General features: G+C 70.6%; 23 protein-coding genes. 10 read left to right on the top strand and 13 right to left on the bottom strand.

Annotated elements, in window-relative coordinates:
- A partial coding sequence (locus tag ACK4TT_RS15985; protein ID WP_410213400.1) for an integrase core domain-containing protein occupies positions 1-145 on the top strand: 145 nt, incomplete at its 5' end.
- Here the strand turns inward: ACK4TT_RS15985 and ACK4TT_RS15980 are convergent.
- Positions 142-2364, bottom strand: a complete 2223-nt coding sequence (locus ACK4TT_RS15980) for a copper-transporting P-type ATPase (RefSeq protein WP_409639735.1) — start codon at positions 2362-2364, stop codon at positions 142-144. The two genes, ACK4TT_RS15985 and ACK4TT_RS15980, sit on opposite strands and share 4 nt — an antisense overlap.
- A 127-nt stretch (positions 2365-2491) precedes the next feature.
- On the opposite strand from ACK4TT_RS15980, the gene ACK4TT_RS15975 reads away from it, so the two are divergent.
- On the top strand, positions 2492-2767 hold the full coding sequence (locus ACK4TT_RS15975) for a metal-sensitive transcriptional regulator (protein ID WP_409639732.1): 276 nt from the start codon (positions 2492-2494) through the stop codon (positions 2765-2767).
- Here ACK4TT_RS15975 and ACK4TT_RS15970 read toward each other — a convergent pair.
- A complete protein-coding gene (locus ACK4TT_RS15970; RefSeq protein ID WP_409639729.1) occupies positions 2740-3474 on the bottom strand; it encodes a PepSY domain-containing protein in 735 nt (244 codons plus the stop codon). The genes ACK4TT_RS15975 and ACK4TT_RS15970 overlap by 28 nt on opposite strands.
- 35 nt (positions 3475-3509) lie before the next feature.
- On the opposite strand from ACK4TT_RS15970, the gene ACK4TT_RS15965 reads away from it, so the two are divergent.
- Positions 3510-5282, top strand: coding sequence for a copper resistance system multicopper oxidase (locus ACK4TT_RS15965; RefSeq protein ID WP_409639726.1), 1773 nt, complete (start codon positions 3510-3512; stop codon positions 5280-5282).
- Entirely contained in the window at positions 5279-6274 is a 996-nt protein-coding gene (locus ACK4TT_RS15960) for a copper resistance protein B (RefSeq protein WP_409639723.1), read from the top strand. Before ACK4TT_RS15965 ends, ACK4TT_RS15960 begins: the two co-directional genes overlap by 4 nt.
- Before the next feature lie 126 nt (positions 6275-6400).
- Here ACK4TT_RS15960 and ACK4TT_RS15955 read toward each other — a convergent pair whose 3' ends face one another.
- The gene (locus ACK4TT_RS15955; RefSeq protein ID WP_410213398.1) at positions 6401-7267 is read right to left on the bottom strand and encodes a DUF3618 domain-containing protein; all 867 of its coding nucleotides are present in this window, start codon (positions 7265-7267) and stop codon (positions 6401-6403) included.
- 266 nt (positions 7268-7533) lie between these two features.
- On the opposite strand from ACK4TT_RS15955, the gene ACK4TT_RS15950 reads away from it, so the two are divergent.
- Both ACK4TT_RS15950 and ACK4TT_RS15945 read left to right on the top strand, forming a co-directional pair.
- On the top strand, positions 7534-9198 hold the full coding sequence (locus ACK4TT_RS15950; protein ID WP_409639717.1) for a M28 family metallopeptidase: 1665 nt from the start codon (positions 7534-7536) through the stop codon (positions 9196-9198).
- A gap of 77 nt (positions 9199-9275) precedes the next feature.
- Positions 9276-9659 (top strand): hypothetical protein, encoded by a 384-nt coding sequence (locus ACK4TT_RS15945; protein ID WP_409639714.1) that lies wholly within the window; start codon positions 9276-9278, stop codon positions 9657-9659.
- Between the two features lie 293 nt (positions 9660-9952).
- On the opposite strand, the gene ACK4TT_RS15940 is transcribed toward ACK4TT_RS15945, so the two are convergent.
- Positions 9953-10996: an alpha/beta hydrolase gene (locus ACK4TT_RS15940; protein WP_410213397.1), complete on the bottom strand. Its 1044-nt coding sequence runs from the start codon at positions 10994-10996 to the stop codon at positions 9953-9955.
- 34 nt (positions 10997-11030) lie between these two features.
- Between ACK4TT_RS15940 and ACK4TT_RS15935 the strand changes: the two genes are divergently transcribed.
- Both ACK4TT_RS15935 and ACK4TT_RS15930 read left to right on the top strand, forming a co-directional pair.
- On the top strand, positions 11031-11414 hold the full coding sequence (locus ACK4TT_RS15935; RefSeq protein ID WP_409639708.1) for a LuxR C-terminal-related transcriptional regulator: 384 nt from the start codon (positions 11031-11033) through the stop codon (positions 11412-11414).
- Positions 11415-11492: 78 nt separating this feature from the next.
- A complete protein-coding gene (locus ACK4TT_RS15930; RefSeq protein ID WP_410213396.1) occupies positions 11493-13340 on the top strand; it encodes an FG-GAP-like repeat-containing protein in 1848 nt (615 codons plus the stop codon).
- Between the two features lie 106 nt (positions 13341-13446).
- Here the strand turns inward: ACK4TT_RS15930 and ACK4TT_RS15925 are convergent, their stop codons facing one another.
- From ACK4TT_RS15925 to ACK4TT_RS15900, 6 genes are all read right to left on the bottom strand, one after another.
- Entirely contained in the window at positions 13447-14295 is an 849-nt protein-coding gene (locus ACK4TT_RS15925; RefSeq protein ID WP_410213395.1) for a hypothetical protein, read from the bottom strand.
- Complete coding sequence (locus ACK4TT_RS15920; RefSeq protein ID WP_409639698.1) at positions 14295-14759, bottom strand: hypothetical protein; 465 nt, start codon at positions 14757-14759, stop codon at positions 14295-14297. The genes ACK4TT_RS15925 and ACK4TT_RS15920 overlap by 1 nt, the downstream gene beginning before the upstream one ends.
- A 27-nt stretch (positions 14760-14786) precedes the next feature.
- Positions 14787-15935: a hypothetical protein gene (locus ACK4TT_RS15915; protein WP_409639695.1), complete on the bottom strand. Its 1149-nt coding sequence runs from the start codon at positions 15933-15935 to the stop codon at positions 14787-14789.
- A 10-nt stretch (positions 15936-15945) separates the two neighbouring features.
- On the bottom strand, positions 15946-16590 hold the full coding sequence (locus ACK4TT_RS15910) for a hypothetical protein (protein WP_410213394.1): 645 nt from the start codon (positions 16588-16590) through the stop codon (positions 15946-15948).
- A 61-nt stretch (positions 16591-16651) separates the two neighbouring features.
- Positions 16652-17170 carry a hypothetical protein gene (locus ACK4TT_RS15905; protein ID WP_410213393.1) on the bottom strand — a complete coding sequence of 173 codons (519 nt, stop codon included), beginning with the start codon at positions 17168-17170 and terminating at the stop codon, positions 16652-16654.
- Between the two features lie 170 nt (positions 17171-17340).
- Entirely contained in the window at positions 17341-17646 is a 306-nt protein-coding gene (locus tag ACK4TT_RS15900; protein ID WP_410213392.1) for a hypothetical protein, read from the bottom strand.
- Between the two features lie 288 nt (positions 17647-17934).
- Here ACK4TT_RS15900 and ACK4TT_RS15895 point away from each other — a divergent pair, with 288 nt between their 5' ends.
- A complete protein-coding gene (locus tag ACK4TT_RS15895) occupies positions 17935-18354 on the top strand; it encodes a response regulator (RefSeq protein WP_410213391.1) in 420 nt (139 codons plus the stop codon).
- A gap of 228 nt (positions 18355-18582) precedes the next feature.
- On the opposite strand, the gene ACK4TT_RS15890 is transcribed toward ACK4TT_RS15895, so the two are convergent.
- Positions 18583-19881, bottom strand: coding sequence for a dicarboxylate/amino acid:cation symporter (locus ACK4TT_RS15890; protein WP_410213399.1), 1299 nt, complete (start codon positions 19879-19881; stop codon positions 18583-18585).
- A gap of 101 nt (positions 19882-19982) precedes the next feature.
- Positions 19983-20219 carry a hypothetical protein gene (locus ACK4TT_RS15885; RefSeq protein ID WP_410213390.1) on the bottom strand — a complete coding sequence of 79 codons (237 nt, stop codon included), beginning with the start codon at positions 20217-20219 and terminating at the stop codon, positions 19983-19985.
- A 277-nt stretch (positions 20220-20496) separates the two neighbouring features.
- Here ACK4TT_RS15885 and ACK4TT_RS15880 point away from each other — a divergent pair, with 277 nt between their 5' ends.
- Positions 20497-23007, top strand: a complete 2511-nt coding sequence (locus tag ACK4TT_RS15880; protein ID WP_409639677.1) for a TonB-dependent receptor — start codon at positions 20497-20499, stop codon at positions 23005-23007.
- A 96-nt stretch (positions 23008-23103) separates the two neighbouring features.
- Here the strand turns inward: ACK4TT_RS15880 and ACK4TT_RS15875 are convergent, their stop codons facing one another.
- Positions 23104-23496, bottom strand: coding sequence for a RidA family protein (locus ACK4TT_RS15875; RefSeq protein ID WP_409639674.1), 393 nt, complete (start codon positions 23494-23496; stop codon positions 23104-23106).
- Positions 23497-23547 lie beyond the last annotated feature (51 nt).

Genomic DNA, 23547 nt, shown 5'->3' with positions numbered 1-23547 from the left:
CCCGACCTCAGATCACCGCGCCGCCGATCTCAGCGCCTGGATCCATCGCTACAACTGGCATCGACCGCACGGCGGGATAGGATCACGCACGCCCATCAGCCGTCTCGGCCTCGAACGGGACTACCTGTTGAGCCTCCACATCTAGAGCCTCACGCCGCGCAGCCGCAGCGCGTTGGCCACCACGCTCACGCTGGACAGCGACATGGCCGCCGCCGCGATGGCCGGCGACAGCAGGAGGCCGAATACCGGATAGAGCACGCCCGCCGCGACCGGCACGCCGGCCACGTTGTAGACGAAGGCGAAGAAAAGGTTCTGGCGGATGTTGGCCATCACCGCCTTCGACAGCCGGCGCGCCTTCACCAGGCCCTGCAAGTCGCCCTTCAGGAGCGTGACGCCGGCGCTCTCGATGGCCACGTCGGCGCCGGCCCCCATGGCCACGCCCACCTCGGCCGCCGCCAGGGCCGGGGCGTCGTTCACCCCGTCGCCCGCCATGGCCACCTTGCGGCCCTCGGCCCGCAACCTCTCGACCACCGCGGCCTTGTCCTGCGGCAGCACCTCGGCCTCGACCTCGTCGATGCCCAGCTTGCGGGCCACGGCCAGGGCCGTGGTCCGGTTGTCGCCGGTCAGCATGACCAGCCGGATCCCCTCGGCCTTCAGCGCGCGGACGGCCTCGGGCGTCGTGGCCTTCACCGGGTCGGCGATGGCGATGACCGCCGCCGCCCTGCCGTCCACCGCCATGAAGATCGCCGTGGCCCCGCCGGCCCGCAGCGCCTCGGCTTCGGCGTCCAGCGCCGCGGTCGCCACGCCCTGCTCGGCCAGGAACCGGCCCGAGCCCACGACCAGGGCCCGCCCCTCGACCACGCCCAGCACGCCCTTGCCGACCGGGCTGTCGAAGCCGGACGGCTCCGAGAGCTTCAGCCCCCGCGCCGTCGCCGCCCGCACCACGGCCTCGGCCAGCGGGTGCTCGCTGCCCCGCTCCAGGCTGGCGGCCAGGCGCAGCAGCTCGTCCTCGTCGAACTCGGCCGCGGCGGTGATCGCCGTCACCTCCGGCCGCCCTTCGGTCAGGGTGCCGGTCTTGTCGATCACCAGGGTGTCGATGGTCTCGAAACGCTCCAGGGCCTCGGCGTTCTTGATCAGCACGCCGGCGTGCGCCCCGCGCCCCACGCCCACCATGATCGACAGCGGCGTCGCCAGGCCCAGGGCGCATGGGCACGCGATGATCAGCACCGACACCGCCGCCACCAGGGCGAAGGCGAACCTGGGCTCGGGCCCGAACGCCGCCCAGGCCGCGAAAGCCAGCAGGGCGGCCGCGATCACCGCCGGCACGAACCAGCCCGACACCAGGTCCGCCACCCGCTGGATCGGCGCGCGGCTGCGCTGCGCCTGGGCGACCATCTGGACGATCTGCGCGAGCAGGGTGTCGGCGCCAACCTTCTCGGCCCGCATGACGAACGAGCCGGTCCTGTTGATCGACCCGCCGATGACCTTGTCGCCGGCCTCCTTGGTCACCGGCATGGACTCGCCCGTGACCATGGACTCGTCGATGGCGACCCGGCCCTCCAGCACCTCGCCGTCCACCGGAACCTTCTCGCCCGGCCGGACGCGCAGGCGGTCGCCGACCTCGATCTGGTCGAGGGTCGCCTCCTCGTCCGAGCCGTCGTCGCGGATGCGCCGCGCCGTCCTGGGCGCGAGGTCCAGCAGCGCCCGGATGGCGCCCGAGGTCTGCTCCCGGGCCCTGAGCTCCAGCACCTGGCCCAGCAGGACCAGCACAGTGATCACCGCCGCCGCCTCGAAATAGACCGGCACGGTCCCGTCCACGCCCCGGAACGCCGGCGGGAAGATGTCCGGCGTGAGCAGGGCCGCGACGCTGTAGAGCCAGGCCACGCCGACGCCCATGGCGATCAGGGTGAACATGTTGAGGTTGCGGGTCCGCAGCGACGCCCAGCCCCGCTCGAAGAACGGCCAGCCGGCCCACAGCACCACCGGGGTCGCCAGGGCGGCCTGAATCCAGGCCGACGCCCCCATCGGCAGGAAGCGGTGCAGGTCGAAGATGTGGCCGCCCATCTCCAGCAGGAACACCGGCAGGGCGAGGACGAGGCCGATCCAGAACCGCCGGCTCATGTCGGCCAGCTCCGGGTTGGGACCGGCGTCGGCCGTCACCGGCTCGGGCTCCAGCGCCATGCCGCAGATCGGGCAGCTTCCCGGCCCCACCTGCCGGACCTCCGGGTGCATGGGGCAGGTGTAGATGGTCCCCGGCGGCGGGGGCGGCCCCTCGGCCTTCGCGCCCCCGCCCGAGCAGCAGGCGTGGCCCTCTTCGGGGCGGTGATGATCGTGGTGATGATGGTGCTCATGCGCCTTGGCCATGCCGCAGCCTCCGTCGTGATCCATATACCCCATGGGGGCATCAATGTCAGCCGCAGATATACCCGATGGGGGCATATTGTAATTACCCCGGCCGGGTATAATATCCGGGCTGCTTCGGAGGCTGCGAATGAACCGCGAGAACAAGCCGCGTCTGCTGAACCGACTGAACCGTATCGAGGGCCAGGTGCGCGGCATCGCGCGCATGGTCGAGGAGGACCGCTACTGCATCGACGTGCTGACCCAGATCCAGGCGGTTCGGGCCGCGCTCTCCAAGGTCGAGACCGAGATGCTGCGCGACCACCTCAGTCACTGCGTCGAGGGCGCCATCGTCAGCGGGAACAAGGACGAGCAGCGGACCAAGGCCGCCGAGCTCATTCAGCTCCTGGAACGCACCGCCCGCTGAGCCCGAAAACCCCGCCGGAGGCCCAGCCAGTCCCGGCGCAGCCGGATGACCAGCAGGACCAGCCCCGTCACCACCATCGGCAGCGTCAAGGCCGCCGCCCCAACGAGCACCGGATGGTTGAAGTCATCGCCCGTCTTGAAGTCCAGGATGTGGATCCGCCAGAAGAAGTCGTAGAGCCGCCACACGTTCGAGCGGCGGCTGGCCAGCTCCCCCGTCTCGGGCGAGAGGTAGAAGCTCGTCGCCTCGGCGTCGTCGAAGTCCACGCGCCACAGGGGTCCTTCCCTGCCGGTCTCCTGCGGCGCCTGGGCGAACCAGCGCACGGCGACCGGCCGGCCCTTGCCCTCGTAGAGCGCCGCGGCGAACTGGCGGGCCTCGGCTTTGGTCAGCGGCGTCATCGCCCGGCCGGTGGCGGCGTCCACCACGGTCGTCTTGCCCTCGGCGTCCTTCAGGCTCCACAGCGTCCCGCGCAGGGTGGTCTTCAGCGTCGCCTCGACGGGCTCGACGCGCGCCGCCCTCGCCGCGTCCCCGGCGCTCAGCACGCCTTCCACCGGCAGGGCCGGCGGCTGGAAGGCCGCCAGGTGGTGTTCGCTACGCACCACCTCGATCGGGATGGCGGTCATCACCAGCCCGCCCAGCACCCAGCCCAGCACCTGCAGGCCGACCACCAGCGCCAGCCACTTATGGATCTGGGTCGACCAGCGAAGCATCCGATTCCCCCCGTTCTTTCCACAGGACACTAGCCATGCCCGCGCGTGCAAGCGAACTCGACCGGCGTCAGCTTCTCCGGAGGGCCGCGGCCCTCGGCGGCGGCGCGGCGCTGTCCACCCTGCTTCCCGGCTGGGCCCAGAGCGCCTCGCCCGGCCTCCAGGCGCTCTCGGGCGAGGACATCCATCTCACCGTCGACCACCTGCGCCACGTGGTGGACGGCCGGGCGGGCCATGCGGTGGCCATCAACGGCACGGTGCCCGGCCCGCTGATCCGGCTGAAGGAAGGCCAGAAGGTCCGCCTGCACCTTCAGAATCGCCTGCACGAGGACACCTCGATCCACTGGCACGGCCTGCTGGTGCCCTCCCACATGGACGGCGTGCCGGGCCTGAGCTTCCCGGGCGTGCGGCCAGGCGAGACCTTCACCTACGAGTTCCCGATCCTCCAGAGCGGGACCTACTGGTACCACAGCCACTCCGGCCTCCAGGAGCCGATGGGCCACTACGCCCCCATCGTCATCGACCCGGCGGGCGCCGATCCCCACCCCTACGACCGCGAGCACGTTGTCGTCCTTTCGGACTTCAGCTTCGTCCATCCGCACACGATCTTCCGCGCCATGAAGGCCGAGGGCGGGGTCTTCAACTTCAGCAAGCAGACGGTGGCGGGCCTGCTCGCCGGCAGGGACCAGACGCTCGCCGAACGCCTCGAGTGGGCGAAGATGCGCATGGACCCCGCCGACATCTCCGACGTCACCGGGGCGGTCTATACCTACCTCGTCAACGGCCACGGCCCGGCCGACAACTGGACCGCCCTCTTCCGGCCGGGCGAGCGGGTGCGCCTGCGCTTCGTCAACGCCGCGGCCCAGACCATCTTCGACGTGCGCATCCCGGGCCTGAAGCTGACCATCGTCGCCGCCGACGGCCAGGACGTGCGACCCGTCACGGTGGACGAGTTCCAGATCGGCAACGCCGAGACCTACGACGTTATCGTCACCCCCGCCGAGGACCGCGCCTACACCCTCGTCGCCGAGGCCGTGGACCGCTCGGGCCTGGCCCGCGCCACCCTCGCCCCCCGCGCCGGCATGAGCGCCGAGGTCCCGCCGCTCCGCGACCGGCCGCTCGCCACCATGAAGGACATGGGCATGGACATGAGCGCCCACGGGTCGGGCCACGGGGGCGCCCACGCCGGCCACGCCATGCCGGCGCCAGTCCCCGGCATGGCTCCGCCCCGCGCCCGCGGCTCGGACGTCATGGGCCACGAGATGGACATGCTCGACTTTTCGAAGGCCCCGCAGGTCAAGCCGGGCCCCGGCGTGCAGATGATCTCGCCCATGCCCCAGGACCGCACGGCCGAGCCCGGCCAGGGGCTGGAGAGCGTCGGCCACCGCGTGCTCGTCTACACCGACCTTCAGGCCCTCCACCCGAACCCCGACGCCCGCCCGCCCGACCGCGCTCTGGAAATCCGCCTCACCGGCAACATGGAGCGGTTCATGTGGGGCTTCGACGGGAAGAAGTATTCGGACGGCCCGCCGCCCTATGCGTTCCGGGCCGGCGAGCGCGTGCGCGTCACCCTCACCAACGACACCATGATGACCCACCCCATCCACCTGCACGGCCACTTCTTCGAGCTGGTCCACGCGCCCGTTGGAAAGATGCCGCGCAAGCACACGGTCAACGTCGCGCCCGGCGGCAAGGTGACCTTCGACTTCACGCCCGAGGTCGGCGACTGGGCGTTCCACTGCCACATGCTGTTCCACATGCACGCCGGCATGTTCCAGGTGTTCGCCGTGCGCGAAGGAGCCGCCGCATGATCCGCTCCGCCCTCGCCCTGGCGCTTGCCCCGACCGCCCTCGCCTCCGCCGCCTGGGCCCAGGACCCGCACGCGGGCCATCATATGCCCCCGGCCCAGCCCGCCGCTCCCGCCGATCCCCATGCGGGCCACCAGATGCCGGCGCCCACCCCGGCCGCGCCCGACCCGCACGCCGGCCACGTCATGCCGGCTCCGTCCGCCGACCCTCACGCGGGCCACGTGATGACGGGTCCGGCCAAGGCCGCCGACCTGCCGGTGGGTTCGGCCGCCCCGCCGCCCCCGCCGACCGACCGCCTGGCCGACAAGGTGTGGGACGTCCGCGCCATGGACCGCGCCCGCGCCATCCTGAGGACCGAGCACGGCGGCATGACCCACTGGAGCCTGCTGCTGGACCGCGCCGAGGTCCGGGGCGGCTCGGACGAGATGGCCTGGCAGGGCGAATACCGCTTCGGCGGCGACGTGAACCGGCTGGTGGTGAAGTCCGAGGGCGAGGCCGAGACCGGCGGCGACGTCCACTCCGCCGAGGTCCAGGCCCTGTGGTCGCGCGCCTTGGGCCCCTACTTCGACGTCCAGGCGGGCGTGCGCCAGGACTTCGAGCCGCGCCCGCGGCGCACCTACGCCGCCCTCGGCGTCGAGGGCCTCGCGCCCTACTGGTTCGAGGTCGGCGGGACGCTGTTCCTGTCCGACGAGGGCGACCTCTCGGCCCGCGTCGAAGGGTCCTACGACCTGCGGCTGACCAACCGCCTGATCCTCCAGCCCGCCGTCGAGGCCAATCTCGCCGCCTCGGACGATCCCGCCACCGGCGCGGGCTCGGGCCTCTCCGACGTCGAGCTGGGCCTGCGCCTGCGCTACGACCTCGGCCTGCGCAACGTCGCGCCCTACGTGGGCCTCGAGTGGGAGCGGAAGTTCGGCGACACCGCCGACTACGCCCGCGCCGAGGGCGAGCACGTGGAAGACACCCGCCTCGTCGCCGGCCTCAGGCTGTTCTTCTAGGGGCCCTTTTCTTCCCGCTCTGCGGGAAGGGGGAACCGCTCGCCGAAGCCGGCTCCGGCCGGCTGAAGAGCGAGGGGTGGAAAGGGCAGGCCGCACGCGCCGTGCGCGCCGCCCGCCCTCTTCGACCTAGTGCGCCACGCGGCCTTCCATGTCCTCGCGGACCGCGTTCACGCCGGCGTCGGCCACCGCCTTGGCCTTGGCCGAGAGGGTCGTCCCCTCGGCGTCCGGGCCGGTCTGGCGGCGCAGTTCCTCATTCACCTGGCCGTAGGCGCGCTCGGCCACGGCGCGGGCCTCTTTCAGCGAGCTCCGGGCGGCCTCGCGGCCCCGGCCCACCGGCTTGTCGCGCACAGGGCCGACGTAGCGGTTCTCGGCCCGGCTGGCCGCGAACGAGGCCCCGATCGCCACGCCGATGGCCAGGCCGACGGCCCCCAGGATCAGCGGCTCGGATTCCAGGGTTTCCTGGTAGCGTTGGCGGGCCTTCCGGCCAAGGCCCGTGGCGCGGCCCTGCACAGCGCCGGCGAGGCCCGCGGCCTTGTCCCTCGCCTCCGAGGCGCGCTCCATCGCCTCGGCGCGGGCGTGGCCCACCGCCTCGGCCGCCTTCTCCCTGGCGCTCGCGAACCGGGTCCTGGCCGCGTCCACGGCGCCGCGCGCCTTGGCCTTCAGCTTCTCGGCCAGCGGCGCGTGCTCCTCATAGCCCTCGTAGGTCTCGTAGTAGCCGGCCCCCGAATAGGGATCGTACTCCGGCTTGCGCTTGGCCATGCTCAGCGCCAGCCAGGCCACGCCCGCGCCGATCAGCGCGATCGGAATGGGGTTCGCCTTGGCCTGCTCGACCACCGTGGCCAGCACCTTGTTGCTCGTTCCGCCCATGATCCTCGTCGCCTCGTCGAACAGTTCCTTGGGTTGCATCTTCTCTTTGAGCGCCTCGACCGTCCGGCCGATCGGCCCGCGCGTGGCCTCGACCTCGCGCTCAACCTCAGCCGATGACTTGGCCATTCCGCTTTCCCTTCACAAGCTCGCCGGCCTTCCGAGCCCGGCCCTCCGTCCCGCCGCCTTCGGGACCGCGGTCGATGTCGCTCATGGAAACCTCTCCGCTAAGCCCGCGTCCGAGCAGGCGAATTCCGTCGCGCGGCCTAAACGCGCGCGGGCGCGGATCGGTCCCGGCTCCGCACCGCGACACGGCAAGAATCTTGGGCCGTTCCGCGAACGCCGTCCGACTGCGGGCGCTCCCCAAGGCTCTCGCGGATTGCTACAGGACGGCCATGCGCACACGAGCCTTCTTCGCCGCCGCCGCCCTCCTCGCCGCCACGCCCGCCTTCGCGCAGGACAAGGGACCCATCTCCGCCCAGCGGATCTCCGACATCACCCGCGAGCTCGCCAGCGACCCCTACGCCGGCCGGGCCCCGGGCGGCCCGGGCGAGCAGAAGACCGTCGAGTACCTGGTGAGTCAGTTCAAGGCGCTGGGCCTCGAGCCCGCCGGCGATGACGGGACCTTCGTCCAGGCCGTCCAGCTCTACCGCTTCCAGACCGAGGAGGGCGGGACCTATCGCCTGACCGCGCCGGGGCTCTCCAGGACCCTTCAGACCCAGACCGACCTGCGCGTCGAAACCCAGCGCCCGGTCGAGCGGGTCCAGATCCAGGACGCCCCGCTGGTCTTCGTCGGCTACGGCGTCAGCGCCCCCGAGCGGGGCTGGGACGACTTCAAGGGCGTGGACCTGAAGGGCAAGATCGCCGTCATCCTCATCAACGACCCCGACTTCGAGGCGAAGGAGGGCGAGGCCGTGGCCGGCAAGTTCGGCGGCCGGGCGGCCACCTACTACGCCCGCTGGACCTACAAGTACGAGGAAGCCGTGCGCCAGGGCGCGCTGGGCGCCCTCATCGTCCACGAGACGGCCGCGGCGGCCTATCCCTGGAGCACCGTGGTGGCCGGCGGCGGCGAGAGCTACGACGTGGTCCATCCCGATCCCGCCAAGGACCGGCTGCTGCTCCAGGGCTGGATGCAGCGCGATCTGGCCGTCGAGCTCTTCAAGGCCGCCGGCCTCGACTTCGAGGCCGAGAAGGCCCGGGCGCGCACCGCCGCCTTCACGCCCGTCGAGCTGAAGGGCGCCGCCTTCTCGGCGGACTATGGCAACGCCGTCCAGAAGCTCACCAGCCGCAACGTGGTGGGCGCCATCCGGGGGGCGAAGCATCCCGACGAGACGATCATGTATTCCAGCCACTGGGACGCCTACGGGATCGGCGCGCCGGACGCCTCGGGCGCGACCATCCGGCCGGGCGCCCTCGACAGCGCCACCGGCGTCGCGGGCGTCATCGAGACCGCGCGGGCCTTCAAGGCCGGGCCGCGCCCGGAGCGCACCGTCCTGTTCGCCGCCTGGACCGGCGAGGAGCGCGGCCTGCTCGGCTCGGAATACTTCGCCCAGACCACGACCTATCCGGTCGGCAGGATGGTCGCCTCCATCGCCTACGACACGCTGCATCCGCTCGGCCCGACCCGCGACGTGGTGCTGATCGGCTCGGGCCAGAACGAGCTGGAGGGCCGGCTGAAGGCGGCGGCGGCGAAGCACGGCCGCACCGTCACGCCCGACCCGCGTCCCGAGCGGGCGCTGAACTACCGGGCCGACCATTTCTCGTTCGGCCGGCGCGGCGTGCCCACCCTGCTGCTCATGGCGCTTGCGGGCGGACCCGACGTGGTCGAGGGCGGCCGCGCGGCCGGCGACCGGTGGGTCGAGGAATTCACCGCCCGCTGCTACCACCAGACGTGCGACCGCTGGGAGCCGACCCACGACTACCGGGGCGCGGCGGCCGACGTCGGCCTGGCCTACGAGATCGGCCGCGACCTCGCCAATTCCCGCGACTGGCCGGACTGGAACGAAGGGTCCGAACTGAAGCCCATCCGCGCCCGCACGGCCCCTGAACGGCGCCCCTGAACGGCGACCCTGACGAAATCGTTCAGGCGCGGTTCAGCGCCGGGGCCCGAGCCTGATCGCAAGATCAGGAGGCCCCCATGCGCAAGTTCCTCGCCTCGACGCTCGCCGCGGTCACCTTCGCCGGCGCCATGGCCGCCGCGGCCGCGCCCGCCGAGGCGCGCGACTATCGTCGCTATCACCACCGCGACAACGACGACGACGAGGCCGCCGCGGCCATCATCGGCGGCCTGGCCGGCTTCGCCCTGGGCGCGGCGGTTGGCGGCGGCTCGAACCGCGGCTACAGCTACAACTCCGGCTACTACGCACCGCGCTACGGCTACGACTACCGCTACGATCGGCCCTACGGCTACGCCCCGCCCTATGGCCGCGCCTACGGCTACCGCACCTGCAGCCGCAAGGAGCGGTTCTGGGACCCCTACGCGGGGGGCTATGTCACCGTCCACCGGCGCTATCCCTGCTGATGGCGCGCCGCGCGCATGGCGGTTGACGGCGTGTTTAGTTTAAACTAAACACAGCCTCACTGAACATCGAGTTCTCGTCACCCGGACCGGGCGATCGACGCGCCCCCGCCGGTTCGCTCCTGCGCCTCTCCCCTCCCCCCGAGTGCGCAAGGTCCGGGTGACGAGCCCCTTCGTCGAGACGTCTCATGCGCATGCGTTACGAAATCCGCTGGTCCCGCGTTCCGGAAACCCTCGCCCTCACGGCCTCGGCCGCCGCCCTCGTGGCGATCCTGCTGGGCGCGCTCTAACCGGCCCTAGTTCAGCGTCGCGGCGTCCAGCCGCCGCCGGATGAAGTCCGCCGCCAGCAGGATCGACTGCTTGGCCTTGGGCGTGTTCATCCGCTCCCAGACGTGGGTCTCCTCGGCCCACAGGCGCACGGTCAGATCGCCGCCGGCGTCGCGCACCTTCTCCGCCAGCCGCACGGCGTCGTCGTAGAGGATGTCGCCCTTGCTCGCGTGGATCAGCATGGGCGGGAAGCCGTCGAACGATCCGAACAGCGGCGAGGCGATGGCGTCGGTGGCCGACAGGCCGTTCAGGTAGAAGCGGGCCACCAGCGCCAGGCTCTCCATGGTGTAGGGCGTGGTGCCCATCAGGGACGCCGCCGTCACGCTCCAGCTCTGCAGCGACAGGTCCACCCAAGGCGACAGCAGCACGATCCCCGCCGGCAGGCCCAGGCCCCGCGCGTTCGCCTGCTGCAGGGCCGAGAGCATCACCGCCGCCCCCGCCGATTCGGCCAGCGCCACCACCGGCTCGTCGGGATAGGCCTCGCGGAACCAGGCCCAGGCCGCCACGATGTCCTCCACCGCCGCCGGGCAGGGATGCTCGGGCGCCAGCCGGTAGCTGGGGGCGAACACCTGGGCCTCCGCCGTCGCCGCGAACCGGGCCACGAGCTGGGTGATCCGGGGCGAGCGCTCGGCCACGAACGATCCGCCGTGGACGTAGAAGACGTGGCCCCGGGGCTTGGTGGACTTGGGCGCGAACCACTCCGACGGCGCCGGCGGCGAGGACAGCACGCCCGGCCCCGCCACGCGAACGGCCTCGGCCTCCATCATCGGCAGGATGGGCGCGTCAAACCGGTCGTAGGTCCGCCTCGCCTCACGCACATGGGCCATGAAGGCGTCCTGGCCTTTTCCATATTCGCGCAGCGTCCGCCGGACCGAGCGCGTGAATAGCCACTGCATGGTTCGGTTGGCGAGGCGCCTTCCGACGGATTTCACGGACGCTCCGGCCCGCATGTCCATGGTCTCGACCACCACGCGGCCAGCAACGGGCTGGCCAACGCTCAACGCAACGCTCATGCTGACCCCACGCGAACTCCCCAGGAACAAGAGCATGCGCGACGATGACGCTTTCGACCAGCGTTTGGTGCGGCCGGCCCAGGCCTACGCCCGGCTCTATCCCAGCATCACCGCCCGGCTGAAGGCGGCCTACGATTCGGGCCACCCCCTCGTCCGCCAGATCGCCCGCTCCCTGGGCGTGGAGATCGAACGGGCCGAAGGCGCGCGCGAACATCACCTGCGCGACGCTCACCGCCTCTCGCCGCAGGAGACGCGGATCGCCCTACACCTCATCGACGGCGGCTCGGTGGCCACCTGCGCCGAGGCCCTCCAGGTGGCCGAGAGCACGGTGCGCACGCACCTGAAATCGGTCTTCGCCAAGACCGGCGTCCGCCGCCAGGCCGAGCTCCGCACGCTCCTGCCGCCGGGCCGGAGCTGACGGCCGACCTCCCCCATCTGGGGGAAGCGAGAACCCGCGGACATCCCTACCCATGGCTGCGACCCAGGGGGTGTGCGCATGCCGGCCTTTTTCACGTCCATCGACTTCACCGCCGCGATCCGCGGCGGCTACGAGAACGCCTCGATCCACGAGGTCGCGGTCGCCGATTTCACCGGCGACGGGAAGCTCGACTTCGTCCTCACCTATTTCCTCTATCCCCTGGAGGACCGCGCCACGCCCATCCGGGTGTTCGCCGGCGACGGCCAGGGCGCCTTCGCCGACCAGACCTCGGCGCTCTTCCCCGGCGGCGCGCCCCAGACGGTGCACGCCCGCGAGGCGGTGGTCGGCGACTTCAACCGCGACGGCCGCAGCGACCTCTTCGTGGCCGACCACGGCTACGACGCCACCCCTTTCCCGGGCGCCCAGAACGCCCTCTTCCTGTCCTCGGGCGCCACGGCCCTGGTCAACGCGACGGCCCAGTTGCCCCAGCTCAAGGACTACTCACACTCCGCCGAGGCCGCCGACATCGACGGCGACGGCGACCTCGACATCTATGTGGGCAACGGCGGGGGCGGCACGGCCTATGTGAAGCCCTTCTTCCTGCTGGGCGACGGCCAGGGCGGCTTCACGAAGTCGGACGCCGGCCTCCCCGCCTCGGTGCTGGGCGGCGCCAACCACTGGGCTGAGGCCTTCGTCGACGTGGACGGCGACGGCGACAAGGACCTGTTCCTGGGCTCCAGCACCAATTCGGGCTCAAGCCTGCTGATCAACAACGGCGCGGGCGTGTTCACGGACTCGGGCCGCGCGCTGCCGCGGGGCGTGGCCAACGCCGACGCCGTCGACATCCAGGCCCTCGACCTCAACGGCGACGGCCGCCAGGACCTGATCGCCAACTACAGCGTCCCCAACGGGGCCAACATCGACCGGCAGATCCAGGTGCTGGTCAACGACGGCCAGGGCGGCTTCGTCGACGAGACCACGGCCCGCCTGCCGGCCTCCATGCTCACCGGAACCTGGGTGCGGCGCATCCACCTCGCCGACATCAACGGCGACGGCGCCACCGACCTCGTGCTCTCGGACCATTCGACGACGCCGTTCTACCTGAACGACGGCTTCGGCCGGTTCATCCAGATGCCGAACCTGCTGCCGGGCAACGAAAACGACCAGATCACCCCCGGCGACTTCAACGGCGACGGCCGGCTCGACTTCATCGCCTGGCGCGGCAAGTGGAGCGGCCAGGAACAGATGCGCGTGGACCTCGGCGTCGATCCAGGGACGAACCTCGCCGGGACCGCCGCAGCCGAGGGCTTCATGGGCGACAGCTCGGCCGAGACGATCATGGCCGGCGACGGGGCCGACACCATCGCCGGCGGCGCCGGGAACGACTTCCTGCGCGGCGAGGGCGGGAACGACGTCATCGTCGGCGGCCCGGGCTTCGACGACACCCACGGTAATGCGGGCGACGACACCATCTACGGCGGCGCGGGCCCCGACTGGGTGGTGGGCGGCCAGGGGAACGACCTCCTCTACGCGGGTGAGGACACGTGGGACAACGTCGTCTACGGCAATCTCGGGAACGACACCTGCCATGGCAGGGGCGGGATCGACTGGGTGCGCGGGGGCCAGGGCGACGACGTGCTCTACGGCGGGGCGGGGGACGACTTCGTGGCCGGCGACAGGGGGAACGACACCCTCACCGGCGGCGCCGGCGCCGACCTCTTCCACAGCTTCGCCGAGACCGGCCTCGACCGCATCCTCGACTTCAACACCGCCGAGGGCGACCGCCTCAACCTGCTGGCCGGCACGACCTACACCCTCGCCCAGTCCGGCGCCGACGTCGTGGTTTCCATGACAGGCGGCGGACAGGTGGTCCTCGTCGGCGTCCAGCTCTCGGCCCTCGCCGACGGCTGGATCTACGTCGGATGAGCCCGCGCGCCGTGCGCTGGGGGCGGCTGGCCGAGGCCCTCGCCCTCACCGCGTCGGCCGCGGCGCTCCTCGCCGTCCTGTTTGGCCTGCTCTAGGCGGGGCCGCCTCAGCGCAGGCGGCCCATGACCTCGTAGGCGACCTGGGCGCCGATCGCCTCGGGCGTGCGCTCCGGCTGGTCCGCCCGCCGCTCGAAGCCGTCCGAGACCGCCACCAGACGCGAAGGGCCGGCCGGCGGGTCGCCGCGCGTCACGAACTGCGCCCGCACCGTGGAGGTCGGCAGGTGGGTCACCTTGACGGTGAAGCTGACGCCGGTGGCCGAGGCCGCGTCGTCGTCGGGCAGCACCTCGACCAGGTATTTCACCCCCTGCTCCAGGGCCAGGGTTTCGAGGTGCTGGACGTCGAGCCGCGCCTCCTGCGACCGGGCCGCGCCCACCTTGCGGATCAGGGCCTCGCGGTCCATGACCCGCACTCCGGCGTTCAGCAGCGTCCCCATCAGCGAGGCCTCCACCGCCTTCGAGAACAGCCCGTCGCGGAAGCCGTAGCGGCTGTCCGTCGACCGCTCCTGGTAGCTGCGGGTCTCGGCGGCCACCGAGGCGGTGGTCGCGGCGCCCCCCACCACGACCCCCCGGCCCCGGGCCACGAAGGCGCCCTTCTCGGCCGCCCCGTCGACGCGGGTCGTCGTGACGCTGTCGTAGAGGCTCGTCGCGTCCTCCAGCAGCTCGCGGTTCCAGAACACGAGGATGCTCGGCCGGCCGGCCTTGGCGTTCCAGGCCGCGAAGTCCGCCGCCGCACCGCGGTTCCCCGCCTGCGGGTCGGGCTTGGCCGCGGGCGTGTTCACCGACGGCAGTCCCTCGCGGTAGCTCCCAGCGCCCGGGCCCAGGTCGCGGACCTGGGCGGCGGCGGGCGGGGCGGCCGCGACGATCGCGACCGCCGCCAGGACGGGCAGGCCCCGCATCACTGGGCGCCCCGGATCTCGACGTAGTACTGAGCCGAGGCCGGCTTGATCGAGACGTTCTCGAACGTGACCATCGACTGCGGCTGGGCGAACAGCTTGGTCCACGAGGCGGCCGCGTCGGTCGGCGCGCCAGCGGCGTCGTGCCACGAGGCGCGGACCTCCAGCGGGATCGGTACGTCGGTCTTGTTGCGGATCTGGACCGTGACCTTCTTCAGGCCCGTCGGCGTGGTGGTGACGTAGGTCCCCTCCACGTCCAGCACGCTCTGCACCTTGTAGTTCCGGCCGACGTAGCGGGCGAGGCTGGCGTCGATCACCCGCACCGAGTTCAGTGCCGGGCGCACGTCGTTCTGCTGGTCGATGCGGACCCCTCCCTCGGGGCCTTCGGTGGTGGCGCAGCCGGCCAGGCCCGCGGCGCAGGCCACGACTGAGGCCAGGGCGGCGGCGCGGAAGGCGGTCTTGGTCATGGGGGCGTCCTTCGTCTCGGGTGGGGCCTAGCGCGCGCGCACCAGGCAGAGGGTGTGACGGCCGTCGGGGCTGTCGCACCGCACGGATTTCTCCAGGCCGATGGGCTGGCCGTCCTTCAGGAAGCGGGCGGTCATCTCGGGGGGCGCGCCCTTCGCCGGGAAGGTCAGCACGTGGACCGCGTCCGGCAGGGACGACCAGTAGCGGACGTCGGCCTTGGGCTTGGTGTTGGACGAGACGATCAGGAACACGCCGGCCACCGCGCCGACGGCGGCCGCGCCCGTGCTCGTCCCGGCCACGTCGGTATAGGCGTTGACCCCGTCGGCCAGGGCCGAGCCCACCGTGCCGGTCCCCGCCTTGAACTGGGCCTTGCCCTGCAGGATGCGGTCGATCTCCCGACCGCCCCGCGTCGAGGCCTGCCAGTAGATGTCCTCCATCCGGTAGGCGCGGACGGCCTCGCCGCCGCGCACGATCTCGGCCCCGTCCTCGGCGATGTTCTTGCCCCGGCGATAGACGAAGAAGCTGTGGTCCAGGCCGTCCCCCAGCTTGCGGGGCGAATAGCCGGTCTCGGCCAGAACCAGCACGTTGTCGTCCTTGCCGATGCCAGGGAAGTCGGGGCGCAGCGCCTTGAGCTGCTCCAGCGCCTGGTCGCGCAGGTCTTCGTCGCCATTCTGGTGCGAGGCCCAGGCCTCCAGGAAGACCAGCAGGGCGAAGTCCGTCCGGTTCTGGCTCTCCTCGGCGAAGGCGTCCTGCATCTGGCCCTGCCGGAAGGCCGCGCGGGCGTTCTCGAAGTCGCCGTCGCGCAGGTAGCCCAGGCCCCGGTAGAGGAAGACCATGGCCCGCTCGTAGGGCTCGCCCTTGAAGGTCTTCGAGCCCTCGTCGTACCAGAGCTGCCGGGCCTTGGCCGCGTTGGGGTCGTTCGCGAACACCGCGCCGATCTGGCCGATGGCGTCGTCCAGGGCCGCGTTGGAGGTCGCCCGGTCGTCCCGCCAGAACGCCCGCGCCCCGATCTCCATCTGGTTCAGCACGCGGTTGCGCTCGCCCTCGGCCGTCAGGCGTTCCTGGAACGGCTCCGGCCCCGCGTCATAGGCCGGCGGCGGCGGCGGGGGCGCGGCCAGGGCCGGGGCCGGGGCCGCGGCGGCCATGCCGCACGCGGCGGCGAGGAGAAGGGCCCGCACGGCGCCGACCTCAGCGGTAGACCACGTCGTCGCGGTTCTCCTTCTTGAACTCGTAGAGGTTCGACCAGACGATCGCCCCGTACTCCAGGTCCACGAGCTCGAAGGTGTACTGCGAGAAGCGCGAGGTGACGCCGGTGCGGGTGTCCACCGCGTCGCGCGTGCCGATGCGGCCCACCAGGCGGTAGTCGGCGCCGGCCTGGGCGCGGGTCCGGCCCGTGGTGCCCACGTCGACCTTGCCCTCGTCCTTGAGCTCGCGCTCCAGCTCGACCATCTGGGCGTACTCGCGGCCGATGAACATGATCTTCCCCGCGGCGGCGCGGTTCAGGCCCACGCGGATGCGGTCGGTGATCAGCGACTTGTCGATGATCTCGCTGCTCTCGTTCCGGAAGTACTTGGAATCCACGATCACCCGCGGCGGGGTGGTCGCGTTCATGAGCTGCGGCGTCGTGAGCAGGTCGCGCACCATGGTGTCGCTCATCGAGACGATGTCCTGGGATTCCGTGCCCACGCCCTTCACGCCGTCCGGAGATGTCGTGTCGCGATAGACCGTGGCCGAGGCGCCGGGCTTCATCTTCGGCTTGCGCTGGGCCTCGGCGGGTCCGGCGAGCGCGACGCCGGCCGCGGCCAGCGCCAGAAGGAACGTCTTGGAATGCACTGTGACCCCCTCGTGGGGAGAGGGGACGCCCGCCCGCGGCCGGCGCCCCCCGCCCCCGCTCTTATTTCAGCTTCGCGCCGTAGACGGCGGGCAGGTACAGCTCCTGCATCTCGGGATAGATCGCGTAGGTCGCGTCCAGGATCTTCTGGTACTCCGGGTTGGTGGAGTAGTTGGCGTACAGGTAGACGCTCATCTCCTGCAGCGAGTTGAAGCTCAGGTCCGAGGTCGACTTGATGAACTCCTCGCCGCCGATGGCCTTGATGGCCGCGGCCCGACCCAGCGCCTGGCCGGCCTTCTTGCCCAGGAAGCCGCCGACGAACGGCACCTGCTCCATGGCCTTCTGGCCCGCGTAGTTGCCCGCCATGCTGCCGATCTGGCCGGCGGCCTTCACCTGCATGGACTTGGTCACCCAGGCCGCGGTCACCCCGTCCGAGGTGAACGGCGACATGTAGGCGCCCGTCGAGCCTTCGATCGGCGTCGGCTGCACGATCTGGGCCGGATCGGGCATCGGCGGCGGCTTGCCCCAGGCGGTCAGCATCAGAACGGCCGCAGCCACGGCGGCGGCTTGCGTGATCTTCATCGTTGGAATCCCCCGATTCCCGTTTGCCCCACGAGCCGGCCCGCGCCTCAGGCGCCTCGGGGCAAGCTCGGCCTTAAGCGATCACGGCCCGGGGCGGTCCGCTTCCCCCAAATGGGGTAGATCGCGAAAGTTGTGGAATCTCAGGGGCTTCGACTAAAACGCGAGCGTCTTCAGGCCAGCCAGCGGCGCGGGTGCTTCCAGCCCAGTTCGCGCACCTCGCCGGCCTTCAGGCCCAGGGTCTTCATCCGCGCCGCCGACAGCGGATTGACCGCCTGCACCGGCTCCAGGCCGCCGACCGGGCTGGTGGCCACGCGCCCGGCCGAGAGCGCCCGGTCGACCGCCGTCCACTCGGCGCGGGCCTGGTCGGCAAGGCCTATGGCGTAATAGTGGCGCAAGGCGACGCGCTCGCCCTCGACCTCCACCATCACCCCCACAAGCCAGCCGGAGGTGGCCTTGCCCGCTTCGCTCGTCTGCATGGCTCCCTAGCTAGCGAGGCCCGCGTCTTTGGCAAGCAGCAGCCGCCCGGTCTGCCGCCACCGGGCGCGGCCTTAACCCTGCGCGACTTGTCCGCCCACGGTTCGTCCACAGGCTGATCTTGGCCGATGCTGGCGATCCTTCGGCGACATCTCGCGACAGCCGGGCCGTTCAGCTAACTTAACGGCGGTTAGGCACGTCCGTCAGTCTTACCTTAGCTTCTGACCGCCATCTTTTCGCCGTGATGGGGCGGGGTCGCGGCCTTGCGCCCGCCGAACGGAGCTTTCGTCGTGAGCGATCTGAAAGGCGGCCCGCTGCGGGTCCTGCACTGCGACGACGACCCGATGAACCTGCGGGTGGTCCAGGAGATCCTCGAGGCTTTCGGCCACAGCGCCGTGGCCGTGCTCTCGGGCGCCGAGGCCCTCGACCACCTCGGCCGCGAGGCCTTCGACGTGGTCCTCATGGACATCCACATGCCCGAGATGGGCGGCATCGAGGTGGTGCAGCGCCTGCGCGCCTCGGTGGGCCCCGAGCGTAACACCCCGGTCATCGCGCTCACCGCCGACGTGCTGTCGCGCCGGCCGCAGGAGTACGCGGCCCTGGGCTTCGACGACTTCGTCTCCAAGCCCATCCTGGTCTCGGGCCTGATGGCCTCCATCCACCGCGCCGCCGCCGGCGGCGCCCGCCCGCCCCTCTCCCGCGCGAGCTGACCAGGGCCGAAGGCCCAAAACCTCAAACCACTGAAAACACAGAAAACACAGAAGTCGGCGCCGCCCCTTCCGTGAGGGCGCGCGGGCGCGCCTTCCGTGTTTTCCGTGGTTCCCCGGCCGAAGGCCGATCTTTCGAACCACAGAAACACAGAAAACACCGAAGCAGCGCAGGCCCTTCTGTGTGGGCGCGCGCAAGCGCGCCTTCCGTGTTTTCCGTGGTTCCTTCTTCTAGTCCGCGTCCGCCTCGACAGGCTGGGCCGCCACGGGCCCCGGCCCGCCCGCCAGCGCCGTCTCCAGCGCCTGCCGGTCCAGCGCGCCTTCCCAGCGGCTGACCACCAGGGTCGCCACCGCGTTGCCCACGAAGTTGGTCAGCGCCCGGCACTCGCTCATGAACCGGTCCACGCCCAGGATCAGCGCCATGCCGGCCACCGGCACGCTGGGCACGACCGACAGCGTGGCCGCCAGCGTGATGAACCCGGCGCCCGTCACCCCCGCCGCCCCCTTCGAGCTCAGCATGGCCACCGCCAGCAGCAGGAGCTGTTCGCCCAGCGTGAGCTCGATCCCCAGCGCTTGGGCGATGAACAGCGCCGCCAGGGTCATGTAGATGTTCGTGCCGTCGAGGTTGAAGCTGTAGCCCGTCGGCACGACGAGCCCGACCACCGTCTTGGGCGCGCCGGCCCGCTCCATCTTCTCCAGCAGGCTCGGCAGCGCGGCCTCCGAGGACGAGGTCCCCAGCACCAGCAGCAGCTCCTCCTTCAGGTAGCGGATCAGCTTCAGGATCGAGAAGCCGTGCAGCCGGGCGATGGCCCCCAGCACCACCAGAACGAAGATCAGCGAGGTCGCGTAGAACGTGCCCACCAGCGCCGCCAGGCTGACGATGCTGGCGATGCCGTACTTGCCCACGGTGAAGGCGAAGGCCCCGAACGCGCCGATCGGCGCGGCGCGCATGAAGATCGCCACCAGCCGGAAGAACGCCTCGGCCGCCGAGTTCAGCACCTTCAGCGCCGGCTCCCCCCGCTCGCCGATCATGGCCAGGGCCACGCCGAACGGGATCGAGAAGAACAGCACCTGCAGGATGTTGCCGCCTGTGAACGCCCCCACCACCGTCTCGGGGATGATGTCCATCAGGAAGCCGGTGACGGTCATCTCGTGGGACTTGGCCGCGTAGCCCCGCACCGCCTCGGCGTCGAGGGTCGCGGGGTCGACGTTCATGCCCGCGCCCGGCTGGACCACGTTGGCCACGATCAGCCCCACCACGAGCGCGAAGCTCGACACCACGATGAAGTAGCCAAAGGCCTTGGCCGCCACGCCGCCGACCTTGCCCAGGTCGCGCATGCCCGCGATGCCGGTCGTCACCGTCAGGAAGATCACCGGGGCGATGATCATCTTCACCAGCTTGATGAAGGCGTCGCCCAGCGGCTTCAGCGCCGCCCCCGTCTGCGGCCAGAAATGCCCGATCAGGGCGCCCAGCACGATGGCCGCCAGCACCTGCACATAGAGCTGGCCCCAGATCGGCGTGCGCTTCATGGGCTGCGCCGCCACGCCCGCTCCGGTCAAAGTCGCCACGTCGTCCCCCTCGCCGTTCCGGGGGGAGCCTATACGCGATTTCGCCCGCGCCAGAACCCGGCTCAGAACCCGTCGAGGGCGGTGCGCGTCCCGCCGATCACCGCGCCCTTCAGACGGGCCTTGCCGTCAAGGCCGACCGAGACGACGGCCAGGGGCTCTCCAGCCGGGGCCTGGAGGCGCGCCTTGCCCATGGCCTCAGCCTGTCGCTGCTTGGCGTGGAAGCGGCTCGCGGCCGGCGCCAGCCCCCGGGCGACCCAGCCGTCCAGGTCCTTCTCGGGGCGGCGTCGACATCCGGCCATGCGCGCCCCTTCGCGCAGGAAGCCTGCCCCCACCGGCCTGGCCGGGGCGACCGCAGCGCTCCTTCGAAGGCCCACCCCACCCGTTCGTGACGTACCATGCCTTCAAACCCGAGCCTCACCATCCCCATGTTTCGAGCATTTTCCCCATACAGCGTACAATCTGGTCGCCCTTATTGACGGGACCGTCTCCATGCTGGAACTTCGAAACCAAGCGTCGCAAAGGCGCGATCAAAGAACAGGCTTGGGGGAACGTCCTATGATTTCCAGAGAGACTCTAATGCTGTCCTGCGCCCTGGCGGTGCTGGCCGGCGCGGCCCATGCGCAGAGCGCGGGCCAGAACACAATCGAGGAACTGGTCGTCACGGCCGAGAAGCGCGAGCAGTCGCTGCAGGACGTTCCTGTGGCGGTGTCGGCCTTCACCGACGCGCGGCGCGAACTGGTCGGCATCAACTCGGTCCAGGACCTGACGAACTTCACGCCGGGCCTGGCCTATTCGACCAACAACGACCGCATCAACATGCGCGGCATCGGCCGCTTCACGAACAACCGCTCCTCCGAGGGCGGCGTGGCCATGTACAACGACGGGGTCTACACCTCGTCGGTCACCGCCTTCGCGCGCTCGACCCTCTTCATCGAGCGGACCGAGGCCCTGCGCGGGCCCCAGGGCACCCTCTATGGGCGCAACTCCATCGGCGGCGCGCTGAACATCATCTCCAAGCGCCCCACCGACGACCTGTACGCCGAAGTGCGCGCCGGCATGGGCAATTACGACACCTGGATGACCGAAGCGGCGGTCTCGGGCCCGCTGGTGGGCAACATCCGCGGCCGCCTCGCCGGGTCGTACAGTTCGCAGGGCAAGGGGTACTTCAAGAACCTGAACCCCAACGGCGAGTCCGAGGGCGGACGGGGCGATCAGTGGCAGGTCGAGGGTCAACTGGACGGCAGCCTCGGCGACGGCAAGCTCGACTGGTGGCTGAAGGTCGACACCGCGGAGTGGCACAACCTGGGCCGGGGCCCCGGCGGCCGCACCACGATCCCCTACGGGATCCGTGACGTGACCTCGCCCCTTCAGGCGACGCTGACACCCAACTCCGCGACCCTGGGCCTGCCCCTGGCGCTGCCCAGCAGCGAATGCCAGTTCTGCTTCAACAACGACGACGGCAACTACATCAGCCTCGAGAACGACGGCTGGGCCTTCCAGGCAGCCCTGCATCTCGACGGCGTCGACGTGAGGTACATCAGCGGCGGCGTGTACTACGATTACCGCCTGCAGACCGACCTCGACGGCACCTCGCGCCAGGCGCCGTTCAACCTCACCGTGGCGCCGGGCGTCTCGCCCCTCTACTACCCTCGGCGGAACAATCAGTACCAGGAAGAGGTCTGGTGGTACTCGAACGAGCTGAACTTCGCCTCGACCTATGATGGTCCGGTGCAGTGGCTGCTGGGCCTCTACCAGTTCCACGAAGGCTCCAACTATACGCTGTCGGACGCCCGGCATCCGGACGATCCCCGGTTCGAGAACCCGACGCTGTTCTCCCTGAACCCGGCGACCCAGCTGATCGCGGCGGCCCCTAACCCGGAACGCCGCTATGCCTACGGGAGCTCGAAGAACGTCAGCGAGTCCTACGCCGGCTTTGGCCAGGTCGACTGGCGGATGACCGAAGAGCTCAAGGTGACGGCCGGCCTCAGGTACACCTATGACCGAAAGCGCTCGTTCGAGAGCGCCCGTCTGTTCTGCCTCTACACGGCGACCTGCCCGGTCTCGCGGATCACCGGACGTCCGGTGGACGTCACGGCGGTCGCCGCGCCGGGGACCAGCAGCGACCCGTCGGTCTACCTGCCCGCCTATACCGATCCCACCACCGGCCTGCGCCACCGCGGCCTGAAGAACCACTGGAGCGGCGTGACCGGCACGCTGGGCCTCGACTGGCAACCCGACGACGACACCCTGGCCTACGCCAAGTACACGCGCGGCTACAAGGCGGGCGGCTTCAACTCCGGGACGACGACGCTAACGCCGAACGTCACGACCCAGGAAGAAACCATCGACGCCTACGAGGTCGGCCTGAAGAAGACCATCGGCGGCGCGTTCCAGGCCAACGCCTCGGCGTTCCTCTACGACTACAAGGACATCCAGGTCCCGATCACGGGCCGCGACCCTGTGACCGACCTGAACGTCACCCGGTTCTTCAACATGCCCAAGGCGCGGATCCTGGGCTTCGAGCTGGAGACCATCTGGCAGCCGATCGACAACCTTCAGATCCTGGCCAACTACTCGTATCTGAACGCCAAGCTGAAGGAGGCCTGCTGCTTCCAGGACCCGGAAGACCCGCGCGGTCTCCAGCCCGGCGTGGTGCTGGCCGGCAACACCGCCGCGGCCCTCGCCAGCCCCACCGCAGGCCTCAACCAGGACCTGGAGGACGCCCGGCTTCCCTCGTCGACCCCGCACCGCGTGACGGTCAACGGCAACTACACGTGGGAATTCACGCCCGGAAAGCTGTCGGCCTCGGTGACCTGGGTCTGGAAGGACAAGACCTACTATTCGATCTTCAACCGCTACTACAATCAGGGCAAAGCCTGGTCCCAGACCGACGCCCGCCTCATCTGGAACGACCGGGACGACCGCTACACGGTGATCGCCTACGTGAAGAACCTGTTCGAGCAGGAGGGCGTCGCCGGCGCCGACGGGTCCCGCATCAACACCGGTCCCAACACCGGCTTCATCAACCGCACCATCTCCTATGTGCCCCCGCGCACCTACGGGGTGGAGTTGCAGTACCGGTTCTGATCCGGGCCAAGGCCCGAGGAGAGTTGCAGCGCCCCGGCTTCGGCCGGGGCGTTTTGCTGTGTCCCTCGCGTCCCCGCCTGCCCCCCGTTCAGGCCGTCAGGGTTCGCCCCGGAAGCAGTCGACTTCTATCTCCACCAGCCATTCAGGGTCGATGAACCGAGCGACGCCGACGAAGGTGCAGGCAGGGCGGATTTCGCCAAACACCTCCCCGTGCGCTCTGGCGGCTTCCTGCCATCTGTCCATGTCGGTGAGCATCACGCGCGTACGGACCACGTCCTCGATACGGAAGCCGCCCGCCTCGATAGCGCGCTGGGCGATGGCGAGACAGTCTCTCGTCTGCCCGTAGACATCGCCACGGCTCGAGGTCCTGCCGTCCGGTCCGATGGGAGCGGTTCCCGCCACCGCGAGGTAGGCGCCCGAACGCACCGCCCGAGAGAACCCGATCTTCGGTTCCATCGGGGAGCCGGACGTCACAAGCTCGCGGGTCATGTTTCCCCCACCGTTCGAGAAGGTTAGCGATGGCGTCTAGGCCGGAACCTT

The sequence above is a fragment of the Phenylobacterium sp. genome (assembly GCF_046463815.1).
Taxonomy (GTDB): domain Bacteria; phylum Pseudomonadota; class Alphaproteobacteria; order Caulobacterales; family Caulobacteraceae; genus Phenylobacterium.
The sequence above is the reverse complement of the archived record's forward strand: the minus strand, read 5'-3'. Positions and strand labels throughout refer to the sequence as shown.

What these genes read in the sequence shown, in the direction of transcription:
- ACK4TT_RS15980 (WP_409639735.1), bottom strand. Translation starts at nt 2,364, where the DNA reads ATGGCCAAGGCGCATGAGCACCATCATCACCACGATCATCACCGCCCC.
- ACK4TT_RS15975 (WP_409639732.1), top strand. Translation starts at nt 2,492, where the DNA reads ATGAACCGCGAGAACAAGCCGCGTCTGCTGAACCGACTGAACCGTATC.
- ACK4TT_RS15970 (WP_409639729.1), bottom strand. Translation starts at nt 3,474, where the DNA reads ATGCTTCGCTGGTCGACCCAGATCCATAAGTGGCTGGCGCTGGTGGTC.
- ACK4TT_RS15965 (WP_409639726.1), top strand. Translation starts at nt 3,510, where the DNA reads ATGCCCGCGCGTGCAAGCGAACTCGACCGGCGTCAGCTTCTCCGGAGG.
- ACK4TT_RS15960 (WP_409639723.1), top strand. Translation starts at nt 5,279, where the DNA reads ATGATCCGCTCCGCCCTCGCCCTGGCGCTTGCCCCGACCGCCCTCGCC.
- ACK4TT_RS15955 (WP_410213398.1), bottom strand. Translation starts at nt 7,267, where the DNA reads ATGGCCAAGTCATCGGCTGAGGTTGAGCGCGAGGTCGAGGCCACGCGC.
- ACK4TT_RS15950 (WP_409639717.1), top strand. Translation starts at nt 7,534, where the DNA reads ATGCGCACACGAGCCTTCTTCGCCGCCGCCGCCCTCCTCGCCGCCACG.
- ACK4TT_RS15945 (WP_409639714.1), top strand. Translation starts at nt 9,276, where the DNA reads ATGCGCAAGTTCCTCGCCTCGACGCTCGCCGCGGTCACCTTCGCCGGC.
- ACK4TT_RS15940 (WP_410213397.1), bottom strand. Translation starts at nt 10,996, where the DNA reads ATGAGCGTTGCGTTGAGCGTTGGCCAGCCCGTTGCTGGCCGCGTGGTG.
- ACK4TT_RS15935 (WP_409639708.1), top strand. Translation starts at nt 11,031, where the DNA reads ATGCGCGACGATGACGCTTTCGACCAGCGTTTGGTGCGGCCGGCCCAG.
- ACK4TT_RS15930 (WP_410213396.1), top strand. Translation starts at nt 11,493, where the DNA reads ATGCCGGCCTTTTTCACGTCCATCGACTTCACCGCCGCGATCCGCGGC.
- ACK4TT_RS15925 (WP_410213395.1), bottom strand. Translation starts at nt 14,295, where the DNA reads ATGCGGGGCCTGCCCGTCCTGGCGGCGGTCGCGATCGTCGCGGCCGCC.
- ACK4TT_RS15920 (WP_409639698.1), bottom strand. Translation starts at nt 14,759, where the DNA reads ATGACCAAGACCGCCTTCCGCGCCGCCGCCCTGGCCTCAGTCGTGGCC.
- ACK4TT_RS15905 (WP_410213393.1), bottom strand. Translation starts at nt 17,170, where the DNA reads ATGAAGATCACGCAAGCCGCCGCCGTGGCTGCGGCCGTTCTGATGCTG.
- ACK4TT_RS15900 (WP_410213392.1), bottom strand. Translation starts at nt 17,646, where the DNA reads ATGCAGACGAGCGAAGCGGGCAAGGCCACCTCCGGCTGGCTTGTGGGG.
- ACK4TT_RS15890 (WP_410213399.1), bottom strand. Translation starts at nt 19,881, where the DNA reads ATGAAGCGCACGCCGATCTGGGGCCAGCTCTATGTGCAGGTGCTGGCG.
- ACK4TT_RS15885 (WP_410213390.1), bottom strand. Translation starts at nt 20,219, where the DNA reads ATGGCCGGATGTCGACGCCGCCCCGAGAAGGACCTGGACGGCTGGGTC.
- ACK4TT_RS15880 (WP_409639677.1), top strand. Translation starts at nt 20,497, where the DNA reads ATGCTGTCCTGCGCCCTGGCGGTGCTGGCCGGCGCGGCCCATGCGCAG.
- ACK4TT_RS15875 (WP_409639674.1), bottom strand. Translation starts at nt 23,496, where the DNA reads ATGACCCGCGAGCTTGTGACGTCCGGCTCCCCGATGGAACCGAAGATC.